Source organism: Syntrophotalea carbinolica DSM 2380 (assembly GCF_000012885.1).
Classification (GTDB): Bacteria; Desulfobacterota; Desulfuromonadia; order Desulfuromonadales; family Syntrophotaleaceae; genus Syntrophotalea; species Syntrophotalea carbinolica.
The window spans coordinates 1,548,704-1,561,596 of sequence record NC_007498.2; the positions used below are offsets into that span (position 1 = coordinate 1,548,704).

Below are 12,893 nucleotides of genomic sequence, written 5' to 3' on the forward strand. Positions count from 1 at the left end.
CCATCGGTCAATCTTCGATCCGGCAAACGTGGGTCTTTGTGCCGGAGAAGATACAAGCCGCAGGTGTTAACGAAACTCAGAACAGCCCGAGCTGATCATCGGATTTCAAGCGTGGGAATTTAACCGGGTAATTGCCGCTGAAACAGGCTTCGCAAAAGTGCCCCTTCGCCCCCTTGGGCGCCCCGGCGATTTCCAGCATACCCTCGAGTGACAGATAACCGAGGGTGTCTGCAGTGACATATTTGCGGATTTCGTCGATGGTGTGCGATGACGCGATCAGTTCTTTGCGGGTGGGCGTGTCGATGCCGTAGAAACAGGGGTAAGCTGTTGGCGGCGACGAAACCCGCATATGAACTTCCTTGGCACCGGCGTTGCGAATCATTTTAATGATTTTACGGGATGTGGTGCCGCGCACGATGGAGTCGTCGATAACCACCACCCGTTTGCCTTGCAGCACTTCGCGAATGGCGTTGAGTTTGATTTTGACGCCGAAATGCCGGATCGACTGCTGGGGCTCGATGAAGGTGCGGCCGACGTAATGGTTGCGGATCAGGGCCATTTCAAAGGGGATTCCGGCTTCTTCGGCATAGCCGATGGCAGCTGGGACGCCCGAGTCGGGGACCGGGATGACGATGTCGGCTTCCACCTGGTGCTCACGGGCCAACTGATGACCGAACCCCTTGCGCATCTGGTAGACCTGCTGTCCGAAAATGGTGCTGTCCGGTCGCGCGAAATAGACGAATTCGAAAATACAGGGGGAAGGGGTGCGTTCTTCAAACGGGTGGTACGATGTCATGCCGTTTTTATCGAAAATCACCATTTCGCCCGGTTCGATTTCCCGTATAAACCGCGCTTCGATAAGATCCAGCGCGCAGGTTTCGGATGCTACCACGTAAGCACCGTCGACTTCTCCGAGCACCAGCGGCCTGAATCCGTGAGGGTCGCGTGCTGCGACCATGCGTGTTTCGGTGAGAAACACCAGGCTGTACGCACCACGGACCTGGCGCAGGGCTTCCGAAATACGATCCCCCAAAGAATCGCTCTGGGAACGGGCCAGTAAGTGGATGATGACTTCGGTATCAGCCGTGGTGGAGAAGATGGAGCCTTTTTCCTCCAGGGCGTTGCGCACCTCCCGGGCGTTGACCAGGTTACCGTTGTGCGCGACCGCAACGCTGCCACGGGCGTAATCGACAGCGATGGGTTGGCAGTTGCGGATATTGTCGCCACCGGCTGTGGAGTAGCGCACATGGCCGATGGAGGCGTCACCCGACAGTTTGTTGAATATCTCGTCATCCTTGAAGACATCAGCTACCAGCCCGCTGCCGAGATGGGTTCGCAGTCGCATTCCGTCGGCGGCTGAGATGCCGCAGCTTTCCTGACCACGATGCTGAAGGGCGTAAAGTCCCAGATATGTCATGTTGGCGGCTTCCGGATGACCGTAGATACCGAATACGCCGCACTCGTCCTCGTATTTGTCAAACATAATACCGTTGAGCTCCCTGCTGGATGCCGTTTGGCGCGGCGCATCGAATAGCGCCATCGCCGTAAATATTCAATATACCATACCTCTGTCTGTTGAGGCATGCTGTTCCGTTGGGTCGTGTCATGGAAGAGCCCATTCGCTTGACCTCGAATGGGCTCTTCATGGTGGAAGTTAGAGCAGTTCGTCCCGGATGAAGCGTACCGCGTTTTGATACAGCCACAGCCCCATGCCTTCCTCGGGGAGATTCTCCTCGCGGGTCCAGCGGGGGTGGTGGGTGCGGTGAACGTAGGCTTCCGGATGCGGCATGAGCCCGAACAAGCGCCCTGTTTCATCGCAGAGCCCGGCTATCGCAGCGGTAGAACCGTTGGGGTTCAGAGGATAGTCCTGGGTCGGCGCGCTGTAATCCGGCAGGCTGTACTGGAGGACCCCCAGATGCTTTGCCGTGATTTGTTCCAGTGTGGCATCGCTTTCGACAACAAGTTTACCTTCGCCATGACGTACCGGCAGGGTAATGCCGTCGAGGCCGCGAGTGAAAATGCACGGCGACTCAGGGTCGGCCTTGAGGTACACCCAGCGGTCTTCAAAACGGCCGTTGTCGTTGAATGTCAGAGTGACACTCTGGGTAAAATCCTTTTCCAGAGCCGGCAGCAGCCCCATTTTGACCATCAGCTGAAAGCCGTTGCAGACGCCCATGATCAGCTTGCCGTCAGCGATGAATTTGCGCAGGTGTTCGCTCAGGTGTTCTTCGCTGTCCTTGATCGGAGCGTGCAGCAGCCGATTGGCGCCGGCCTTGGCGCTGCCGAGGTCATCGCCGTCGAGAAAGCCACCGGCCAGATTGAGGAAGTGGTAGTCCTGCAGCAGCACCCGGCCACTTAACAGTTCGGAAATATGGACGATGTCGACCACTTCGGCACCGGCCAGGCGGCAGGCATGGGCCGTTTCTCTTTCGCAGTTGGTGCCGTTGCCGGCAATAACGATGGCACGTACTTGTTTCGACATAGTTTACATCTCCCTTAACGGCGCCTGCCACGCCTCTTTGAGATCATCAATTTGGGTCCGGACCAGAACCTCGCCACCGAGGCCGACGATACGCAGTTCCTGATCTTCGGTGATGGTGCCGAGCATGGATACATCCTGACCGTTGAAAAGTTTTTCGAAGGCCGTTTTGTTGTCGGGCTTTACGGTTACAAGCAGGCGGCTGGCCGTTTCGGAGAACAGCACGGCGTCTTCGCGCAGCACTTCGTCACATTTGACGTTGCGCAAATCGACATGCATGCCGAAACCGCCGGCGAAAGCCGTTTCTGCCAGGGCGATGCCGAGGCCGCCGTCGGACAGGTCGTGGCAACTGGCCAGCAGCCCCTGTTTCTGGGCCTGGTTCACGGTGCGGTATCGTTGCAGGGCGGTGGCGGCGTCGACCTTGGGGACGTTCTTGCCGAGGTGGCCGAGCATGTCGTAATACTCGGATGCGCCCAGCTCGTTGCGCGTGATGCCAAGCAGGTAAATCAGGTCGCCGGGGCGTTTGGCGTCCATGGTGACGCCTTTGCGGATGTCGTCGACTTTGCCGATCACCGAGAATAGCACTGTCGGCGGAATGGAAATTTTGGTGTCCCCGATCTGGTAGTCGTTTTTCATGGAGTCCTTACCTGAAATCAGGGGCACGCCGAAGGCCAGGCAGTAGTCGTAGAGCGCCTTGTTGGCACGAACCAGCTGTGCGGCCTTGTACTCTCCGTCGGGAGTTTTTTCGCTTTGTACCGGATCGCACCAGCAGAAGTTGTCGAGACCCGCGACGTGATCGATGTTGCCGCCGACGGCGACATAGTTGCGTAGCCCTTCATCGACGGCACAGGCCATCATGTGATAGGTGTCGATGTCGCTGTAGCGGGGGGTGATGCCATGGGCCACCACAACACCCTCGAAGGAGTCGGGTAGGGGCCTGACCATGGCAGCGTCGGCGGGGCCGTCGTTGGCGATACCCACCAAGGGTTTAAGCACGGTGCCGGCCTGCACCTCATGGTCGTAGCGGCGCACCACGCTTTCCTTGGAGCAGATATTCAGTCGAGCCAGCAAGTGGCGCAAAGTGGCTTCCGCGTCGACGGGCTGACTGAATTCCGGTTCCTGGTAGGCACGGTTTTCCCAGCGGGCCTTCAGCTGCAGCTGCGGGACGCCCGCGTGGAGAAACTCCATAGGCAGATAAGTGACGGTCTTGCCGTCGTACAGGCAGTGGTAATAGCCGGAGTCGTTGAAGACGCCAAGGTCTGTAGCTTCCACATCCATTTCCTTGGCCAGAGCGATGAAGGCTTCGGCCTTGTCGATGGGAACCGCAACGGTCATGCGTTCCTGCGCTTCGGAGATGAGAATCTCCCACGGCTGCAGGCCGGAGTATTTCAGCGGCGCGCGATCCAGGTGCATTTCAAATCCGCCGGTATCTTCGGCCATCTCGCCAACGGAGGAGGACAGACCGCCGGCACCGTTGTCGGTGATGGAATTATAAAGGCCGCGATCCCGCGCGATGATCAAAAAGTCGAACATGCGTTTCTGGGTGATGGGATCGCCGATCTGAACCGCGGTGGCCGGGGAACCTTCGTGCAACTCCTCGGAGGAGAAGGTGGCGCCATGAATGCCGTCTTTGCCGATACGGCCGCCGACCATCATAATGCGGTCGCCGACCTGGGCCTGCTTGACATGACCGGGCTGGCCATGGATTTCGGCGGGCATCAATGCGGCGGTACCGCAGTAAACCAGCGGCTTGCCGGCAAAACGATCGTCGAACACGATAGAACCGTTGACGGTCGGCACACCGCTTTTATTGCCGCCGTGTTCGACCCCTTCGACCACGCCTTCAAAGATTCGTCGCGGATGCAACAGGCGCGGCGGCAGCGGTTCGCTGTAAAAAGGCGAAGCGAAGCAGAACACATCGGTATTGAAAATCAGGCGGGCTCCCATGCCGGTGCCGAAAGGATCGCGGTTGACGCCCACGATCCCCGTCAACGCGCCGCCGTAAGGATCGAGGGCGCTGGGGGAGTTATGCGTTTCGACCTTGAACACCAGGCTCCAGTCGTCGTTGAAGCGGATGACTCCGGCGTTGTCCTTGAACACGGACAGGCAGAAATCCTTTTGCCCTTTGGCGGCGCGTACATCGCGGGTAGCACCGACGATAAACGTCTTGAAGAGGGAGTCGATGGTCTCTGAATTGCCCTCACTGTCTTCGTAATCGATGCGGGCCGAGAAAATCTTATGCTTGCAGTGTTCACTCCAGGTCTGCGCCAGGGCTTCCAGCTCCACATCGGTCAGGCGGGTGGAGAGCCCCATCTTCTGACGTTCGGCCTGGTTTTGAGGGTCGTTGGCAAAGGCCTGGATTTCTTTCATTTCCTCCAGGTTGAGCGCCAGCACGCCTTCGCGGCTGATGCGCATCAGTTCCTCGTCGGAGACGTTGAGGTCAATCTCCCGCACCTTGGGTTCGGCAGTCGAAACCACCCGGGGCACCGTAACCGGGACGCCGGTTTTACGGTTGAACTCCGCAGCGGGAATGATGGTCCAGCGCTGAATCAGTCCGTTACCCAAAAAGCCGGCGGCAATGCGCTCGGCCGCGTCTTCATCAAGTTGGCCCGAAAGAAGGTACTGCACAGAGGTGTAAACACCTTCGTCGTCGCCAAATGCCCGACCGGTGAGGTATTGAATGGCTTCCCTGGATGTGCGACCGACGTTGTCGGTGACGCCGGGGCGGAAACCGACTTCAATCAGGACGTCGAACCGGGCGGCAAGCGGTTGGTTGACGGCATAGCGCTGAATCACCGGATCCGAGAAAGGTCCCTCGGCAGCCGCGTTCACCTCTGCTTGGGACAATTCCGCATCGATGGTATAGACATCGATGGTCTGTACCTCGTCCAATACGATTCCAAGGTGTTCGCGGATTTCGCGTTTGACGCGTTCGCCGCGCGCATCGCGAATGCCTTCTTTCAGTCCGACTTCTACTCTCCAGGCCATTATGATCTCCTCGACAAGGGTGAACCGGTAAACGTCATACGGCGGCACGCAGGCCGCCGTGCCGCACGGGAAACCTCGCATGTACAAGTTCCCGCCGGTGATAGTCTTGATGTGTTTGTATGTATACAATGCGGATGCATGGACAAGGTTACCCGCGAAACCGGATGGATGACTCTCTTCCCAACCCTGCCATACGCTGTCAGAGCGGCGTTGCCCGGGCCACGAGTGGCGATGTGCATGGGGCAGGGCAGGCGCTGAATCCGCCGGATTGTGGTTTGAATATTGTCCATTGCAAAAGGCTTCAGCCCGTCTTTCATCCAGGCAGTGTGGCGGTGCTACCAGACAAAGCAGTCGCTGGGTTTGTTCTGACTGCCGATAAACAGTTGGGTTGAACTGGCGCCCTGTTCCTCAAGTACCCCGCGAGCGCAGGCTTCGGCCAATTGCGGCGTATTGTTGGTTTCACTCAGATGCGCCAGGAAAACCGCCTCCAGTCCATCCCAATGAAGATCCCGCAGCAGTTGCGCGGCTTCATTGTTGGACAGATGGCCGTGACGGCTGCGAACACGTTGTTTCAGATGCCACGGATAGGGTCCGTCGCGCAGCAGATCCTCATCGTGGTTCGATTCGAGAACCAACACCCGGCAGCCTTTGAAACGGTCGGCAACCAGCCGGGTCGCGAGACCCAGATCCGTGACGATGCCGATTTTTCCGGCTGAGGTCGATAGGATGAATCCGGTCGGCGCCACGGCATCATGGGTGATCGGCACCGTTTGGACTTCGATGTCCCGCAGGCGAAAAGTGTCGCCGGAATCGAACGTGACGGTGCTCGGCAGTTTTCCCACCCCAGGCAGCGCCTCATGTGTCGCTTGGTGCACGTGTACGGGCACATTCCAGCGTCGGGCAACGGGGCCGAGGCCACAGCAATGGTCGCGATGCTCGTGGGTGACCAGCAGCGCATCGAGACGTTCCGGCTCGGCGCCAATGACCTGTAGCCGGCGGCCGATTTCGCGGGCAGAGAGGCCAGCGTCGATCAGTAACCGGCTTTCGGCCGTCTCGACATAAATTGCGTTACCTTTACTGCCGCTCGCCAGCAGACAGACTTGCACTTGGCCTCCCTGTTATCCACGGCAAGGCGCCGTTTATATACCGGAAAATAGCGGTGTTCGCAAGATAAAACGAATCCGCCATCCTGCCACATTGGCATCGGGAAGTCCAGAGTCAGGACCTTTTTCCGAAAAAAATGAATTCGGGCAGTTTCTCCAAAAATAGGCGGTCGGCTAATGGGGCCGCCATGGGATTTGGCGTTGAACGTTCCCAGGGGATTCCCGTTTGTTTCTGCAAAGGTTGAAAAAACGAAATCCAGTGTGCCGGGATGATGTCGGAACCTGCCGTTAAAGCCGTTACAGAAAATCTCCTGAAGCTAGGAATAAATACCATGCCGGGCGTTAAAGCACAACCGCGCAATGTTTTACAGGTGGGAAAGCGGTTGACGATTCAAAACCGATTGGCTATTATCAGGCGTTAACTTTGCTGGCCTGTGTGGCTATGTAAGTTGCCGATTTTACGGGAAAAATTGAAGTTTCGGATTTGGTTTTGGCCTTTTACAAAGTTCGGGAGCAAGGTGGTAATGGCGGTAAAAGTAGCAATTAACGGCTTCGGTCGCATCGGGCGCAGCATATTTCGCGCAGCCTGGGCTGACAAAGACGTCGAAATCGTGGCTATTAATGATCTGAATCCGGCAGAGGTGCTTGCCCATCTGCTTAAGTACGATTCCGTACGCGGAACCTTTGCTCCGCCCGTGCAGGTAACTGCCAGTGGCCTGATGGTTGCCGAACGGTTGATCAGGGTGAGCGAAAAGCAGGATCCCGCCGATTTGCCCTGGCGGGAACTCGGCGTCGATATCGTCCTTGAAGCAACCGGCCAATTTACCGAGCGCGCCCAGGCCGCCAGACACCTTGAGGCCGGTGCGGGGCGCGTGATCATTACTGCGCCAGGTTGCGGTGAAGACATAACCCTGTGCATGGGGATCAACCACCGGCAATTCGATCCCGAAACGCATTTCGTTATTTCCAATGCATCCTGTACCACCAATTGCCTGGCTCCGGTAGCCAAGGTGCTGATGGATAATTTCGGCGTGGTTAAGGGCATGATGACAACGGTTCATTCCTATACCAACGGTCAGCAGATTCTGGATTATCCCGCAAAAGACCTACGTCGGGCTCGGGCTGCAGCTTTGTCCATGATACCGACCACCACCGGGGCGGCCCGCGCTGTGGCCAAGGTGCTGCCCGAGTTGGCGGGACGCCTGGACGGGATCGCGGTGCGGGTGCCGACGCCCAATGTCTCCCTGATTTCCCTGGTTACGGAAACCCGGAAAAACACCACCATCGAATCCGTCAACCATGCGTTGCACATGGCGGCTGAAGGGCCGTTGAAAGGTGTGTTGGCTTATTCCGAAGAACCCTTGGTGTCCGTCGATTTCAATGGCCATCCGGCGTCTTCGGTGGTCGACGCGCTTTCCACCAATGTGCTCGGTGGTAACATGGTCAAGGTCTTGTCCTGGTACGACAACGAGTGGGGATACTCCAACCGGGTGGTGGATTTGGTCCGCTATGTTGCATCTTGCTGACAACGATCTAAAGTTTTAACGGTGCCGGTCTCGACAGTTGAATGGCCGTGCCTGCCATATATTCTGCTATCAATTCAACAATCGCGTGCGGGAGGTTTTTCATGTTCACTAAAATGACTGTCAAGGATGTCGATTTCAAAGGTAAGCGTGTGTTCTGTCGCGTCGATTTTAATGTACCTCTCGATAAGGATGGGCGGATTACCGACGATACACGCATTGTCGCGGCGTTGCCGACCATAAAATATATTCTGGAACAGGGCGGCCGCCTTATTCTTGCCTCCCACCTGGGACGGCCCAAAGGTACGCCCAAGCCCGAATTCAGTTTGGCTCCGGCCGCCGAACATCTTGGCGGCCTGCTCGGTCAGTCGGTCATCATGGCACCCGACTGCATCGGGGCCGAGGTCGAAAAACTGGTGGATCAGCTGGCCGAAGGTGCGGTCCTGATGCTTGAAAACGTACGGTTTCACAAAGGCGAAACGGAAAACGATCCGGCTTTTTGCAAGCAGCTTGCGGCCCTGGCCGATGTCTATGTGAATGACGCCTTTGGTACCGCGCATCGCGCGCATGCTTCGACCGAGGGGGTGGCTCGGTTGCTGTCGCCGGCGGTGGGCGGCTTCCTCATCGAAAAAGAATTGCGCTATCTCGGGCAGGCCATCGCCGAACCGGTGCGTCCTTTTGTCGCTGTGCTGGGCGGTGCCAAAGTGTCGGATAAGCTGCCGGCCATTGAGAATATGCTGGAAAAAGTCGACGCTCTGATAATAGGCGGGGGTATGGCCTACACTTTTCTCAAGGCCAAAGGTTACGACCTGGGCAATTCTCTGGTTGAAGAAGATCGTTTGGAAATGGCTTCCGAACTGATGGCACGCGCCGCTGCCAAGGGCGTTGCGATGCTTTTGCCGGAAGATCATCTGGCCGCTGCGGAATTTAAAGCCGACGCTGAGCACAAAGTATGCGGCAATGATGATTTTCCTGCCGGATGGATGGGGTTGGACATCGGCCCGCGAACCATAGACCGCTTCAGTGAGGTGCTCAAGGACGCCGGAACGGTGGTTTGGAACGGCCCCATGGGAGTATTTGAATTCGATACCTTTGCTCAGGGTACCTTTGCCGTAGCCAAAGTTATCGCCGAATCACAGGCTGTATCCATTGTCGGCGGCGGAGATTCTTCCGCTGCGGCCAAAAAGTCCGGACTGGCGGACAAAATGACCCATATATCTACAGGCGGCGGTGCTTCTCTGGAATTTCTCGAAGGCAAAGCCCTGCCCGGCATCGTTGCCTTGACAGATAAGTAGCAGGCGGTGCTTCACCGCGAGGCCTTTCGCTTTCATTCATGACCTGATATGACAGTCGGGTATGTCAGCAAACGTATGTCCCTCGCTCCAATTTTTATGCGAGGGACACTTACTGCATTGTCCGGAGGGAAAAGATGCGCAGACCCTTTATTGCCGGAAACTGGAAACTGCATAAAACATCGGCGGAGGCCGCGGCCCTGGTGGGAGAGCTGAAAGGCGCGCTGTCCGATGTGGTTGACCGCGACATTGTCGTGGCTCCCGTATTCACCTCGTTGGCTGCGGTCATCGCCACGCTCGAGAAAAGCGACATTTCTGTGGCTGCCCAGAATTGTTACCCTGAAAATCAGGGGGCCTTTACGGGCGAAGTGTCGCCAGCCTTGCTGAAAGACGCCGGTTGTCGCTATGTTATCGTCGGGCATTCCGAGCGCCGCCAGCTTTTCGCCGAATCCGATGCTTTTATCAACCGCAAAGTCAAGGCTGTTATCGATGCCGGGCTGTCGGCTATTTTATGTATCGGTGAAACGCTGGAGGAGCGGGAGGCGGACAAGACCTTTGATGTTCTTGAGCGCCAGGTGCGGTGCGGCCTGGAGGGGCTGGATGCGGCTGCCATGGAACAGATTGTGGTGGCCTATGAGCCTGTATGGGCTATCGGTACCGGCAAAACCGCCACCGACAGTCAGGCTCAGCAGGCGCACAGCTTTATTCGCAGCCTTGTTAACGATATCTTCGGTTCCAAAGTGGCTCAACAGGTCAGAATCGTCTATGGAGGTAGCGTTAAACCCGGCAATGTCGATGGTCTGCTGCAACAACCCGATATCGATGGTGCGCTGGTTGGCGGCGCCAGCCTTAACGCCGAAGATTTTATCCGTATCGTGAAGTTCAAAGCGGTTTAAGGAAAGACATGCAGGGCACGTCGTTTAACAGCCCCTGCAGGTTGCTTTGGCTGCGGGGTCGTTCTTGCCCCTTTTCATTGCGGGTGATCTGTGTTAAGTTCGCGCATTCGCGAAATCAATGTTCACTTTAGGAGTTGATAGATATGCTGACCCTTTTGATTATTCTTCATGTGCTGGTGTGTGTGGCCCTTATTGTCATTGTGCTGCTGCAGGGCGGCAAGGGCGCTGAAGTCGGCGCGGCATTCGGCGGAGGTGGCAGCCAAACCGTTTTCGGTGCCACCGGCGGCGCGAGTTTTATGAGCAAGCTCACGACCGGTGCTGCGATCGTTTTTATGCTGACCAGCCTGATTCTGGCTTATTTTTACAAGATTCCCGGTGTTGACAGCGTCATGCCGGAGACGATGGGTACTCCGACCGTACAGGAACAGACGGTAACCCCTGAAGAAGCCCCTGCGGCTCCGGCGCCGGTCGAAGAAAAAGCCGCACCCGGAAACTAAAATAAAAATCACGCAATTTCATGTTGACAGAAGCCGCATAAAAAAGTATAAAGTTTCTCGCTCAACGCCGAAGTGGTGGAACTGGTAGACACGCCATCTTGAGGGGGTGGTGGCCAATTGGTCGTGCGAGTTCGAGTCTCGCCTTCGGCACCATAAAAAGATAAAAGCCCGTAATCATTTTTGATTACGGGCTTTTTTTTATGGTGCGCCAGGCATGGCGCGTAGCGTCTTGACTGGCGCTGTTTGGGCTGCTGTGGTGGCAGTCGGATGACTTGGGGGTGCAAGTCCCCTACGGACCCTGATGACGGGAACCGTTAGCTGAACAGCAAGGGTGTCCACCGCGAGGTGGAATCTGAAGGAAGCTGTAGGCAAACTTCCGGCCCGACGAACAGGAATCGCATACGAGGCAGTGCCATCCGGGCGAGAAGGCCATAGTCTTCAAAGCCCGATAGTCATCCGGGAGGGTGGTGCTGTATATGCGGCGGGTATGTGGAAGGAAGGTCACGCGTCTTACCCTGGGAGATCTGTCAACCTGCCTCGTGCTACCGGCATCGCAAGGTGTCGGGATGGGTTGGCAGAAGTCAGCAGAGGCCATAATAGCCGGGCTAACCACTTTGGCGAAGGGCCGAACACGAGGCGCTTTTCAGGAGGCACGAATTTCGATGACGATCGAAGAAGCAGAAGCCCTGGTTGAGATGCCGGGGGCCAGGTCCGAGGGTAGCGACCGGAAGTCGCGAGAGTACGGCATCGGTGCGTCAAACGTCACGGCATGCAGTGAATCATCCTGGACGGAAGTGGCAACGCGGCTGATGGAAGAAGTCGTCAGTCGCGGCAACATGATGGCGGCTTACCAGCGAGTGGTCAGGAACAAGGGCGCGGCGGGCATCGATGGAATGCCGGTTGGCGACCTTAAGACCTACCTGCAGGAGCAGTGGCCGCGCATCAAAGAAGAACTGCTGACCGGAACCTACCAGCCTCAGCCGGTGCGGAAGGTGGAAATTCCCAAGCCCGGTGGCGGGATGCGTATGCTCGGCATTCCCACGGTGCTGGATCGGCTCATTCAGCAGGCGCTGCATCAGGAGCTGATGCGGCTGTTTGAACCGGAATTCTCCGAGCATTCCTACGGGTTTCGTCCCGGACGGAGCGCCCACCAAGCCGTTCAGTCCGCCCGTCGGCACGTAGCCTCCGGGCGGCGCTGGGCGGTCGATATCGACTTGGAGAAATTCTTTGACCGCGTGGGCCACGACATACTCATGTCGCGGGTGGCCCGCAAAGTCAAAGACCGCCGGGTATTAGGGCTGATTCGCCGATATCTGACGGTCGGTGTGCTTGAAGGGGGGATTATTTCGCCAAGGGTGCAGGGGACGCCGCAGGGCGGCCCGCTTTCGCCCCTGCTGTCGAACATCCTTCTCGACGAGTTTGACAAGGAACTGGAGAGGCGGGGCCACGCCTTCTGCCGCTATGCCGACGACTGCAATATTTACGTGCATAGTCGCCGGGCGGCCGAGCGAGTCATGACCTCGTTGACACGGTTTCTGGAACAGCAGCTCAAGCTCAAAGTCAACCGCGTCAAAAGCGCCGTTGGCCGCCCCTGGGAAAGAACCTTTCTGGGCTACAGCATGACCTCTCACAAAAAGCCCCGCCTGAAAGTGGCGGGATCTTCCGTGAAGCGGTTCAAGACTAGCTTGCGAGAAATCTTTCGGCGGGGAAGGGGACGCCGTCTCAAGCGGGTCATCGAAGAGACCACTCCGAAGCTTCGAGGTTGGATCGCCTACTTTCGCCTGGCGGAGGTTAAGGGTATCTTCGAGGATCTTGATGGTTGGATCAGGCGGAAACTGCGCTGCATTCTGTGGCGACAGTGGAAGCGCCCCTTTACCCGAGCCAGGAATTTGATGCGGCGGGGATTGCCAGAGCATCGGGCGTGGCGATCCGCCACAAATGAGCGAGGCCCCTGGTGGAACTCAGGAGCCTCGCATATGCACGATGCACTTCGGAAATCCTACTTCGACAGACTGGGGCTGGTCTCGTTAGTAGATTACCGCAGACGCTTTCAGTGCGCTTTGTGAACCGCCGTGTACGGAACCGTACGCACGGTGGTGTGGGAGGACGGCGGGG

At 57.3% G+C, this 12,893-nt stretch carries 9 protein-coding genes and 1 tRNA gene; 6 read left to right on the forward strand and 4 right to left on the reverse strand.

Translation table 11 applies throughout. The annotated features are described in order from the left end of the window. Positions 1 to 76: 76 nt before the first annotated feature. The 4 genes from purF to PCAR_RS07495 form a co-directional block, all read right to left on the reverse strand. Positions 77 to 1,483, reverse strand: coding sequence for an amidophosphoribosyltransferase (purF, locus tag PCAR_RS07480; protein WP_011341050.1), 1,407 nt, complete (start codon positions 1,481 to 1,483; stop codon positions 77 to 79). Positions 1,484 to 1,654: 171 nt separating this feature from the next. Continuing rightward, positions 1,655 to 2,482 (reverse strand): phosphoribosylformylglycinamidine synthase subunit PurQ, encoded by an 828-nt coding sequence (locus PCAR_RS07485; protein ID WP_011341051.1) that lies wholly within the window; start codon positions 2,480 to 2,482, stop codon positions 1,655 to 1,657. Between the two features lie 3 nt (positions 2,483 to 2,485). Further along, positions 2,486 to 5,467, reverse strand: coding sequence for a phosphoribosylformylglycinamidine synthase subunit PurS (locus PCAR_RS07490; RefSeq protein WP_011341052.1), 2,982 nt, complete (start codon positions 5,465 to 5,467; stop codon positions 2,486 to 2,488). 335 nt (positions 5,468 to 5,802) lie between these two features. Continuing rightward, positions 5,803 to 6,573, reverse strand: coding sequence for an MBL fold metallo-hydrolase (locus PCAR_RS07495; protein WP_011341053.1), 771 nt, complete (start codon positions 6,571 to 6,573; stop codon positions 5,803 to 5,805). 521 nt (positions 6,574 to 7,094) lie between these two features. Here PCAR_RS07495 and gap point away from each other — a divergent pair. The 6 genes from gap (at position 7,095) to ltrA (ending at position 12,844) form a co-directional block, all read left to right on the forward strand. Next, positions 7,095 to 8,096, forward strand: a complete 1,002-nt coding sequence (gene gap / locus PCAR_RS07500; RefSeq protein WP_011341055.1) for a type I glyceraldehyde-3-phosphate dehydrogenase — start codon at positions 7,095 to 7,097, stop codon at positions 8,094 to 8,096. Positions 8,097 to 8,197: 101 nt separating this feature from the next. Continuing rightward, positions 8,198 to 9,388 carry a phosphoglycerate kinase gene (locus tag PCAR_RS07505; protein WP_011341056.1) on the forward strand — a complete coding sequence of 397 codons (1,191 nt, stop codon included), beginning with the start codon at positions 8,198 to 8,200 and terminating at the stop codon, positions 9,386 to 9,388. A 134-nt stretch (positions 9,389 to 9,522) separates the two neighbouring features. Next, positions 9,523 to 10,281: a triose-phosphate isomerase gene (gene tpiA / locus PCAR_RS07510; protein ID WP_011341057.1), complete on the forward strand. Its 759-nt coding sequence runs from the start codon at positions 9,523 to 9,525 to the stop codon at positions 10,279 to 10,281. Positions 10,282 to 10,424: 143 nt separating this feature from the next. Further along, complete coding sequence (secG, locus tag PCAR_RS07515; protein ID WP_011341058.1) at positions 10,425 to 10,778, forward strand: preprotein translocase subunit SecG; 354 nt, start codon at positions 10,425 to 10,427, stop codon at positions 10,776 to 10,778. 66 nt (positions 10,779 to 10,844) lie between these two features. Then, positions 10,845 to 10,931, forward strand: a tRNA-Leu gene (locus tag PCAR_RS07520). Positions 10,932 to 11,440: 509 nt separating this feature from the next. After that, complete coding sequence (gene ltrA, locus PCAR_RS07525) at positions 11,441 to 12,844, forward strand: group II intron reverse transcriptase/maturase (protein WP_041531300.1); 1,404 nt, start codon at positions 11,441 to 11,443, stop codon at positions 12,842 to 12,844. Positions 12,845 to 12,893: the final 49 nt, after the last annotated feature.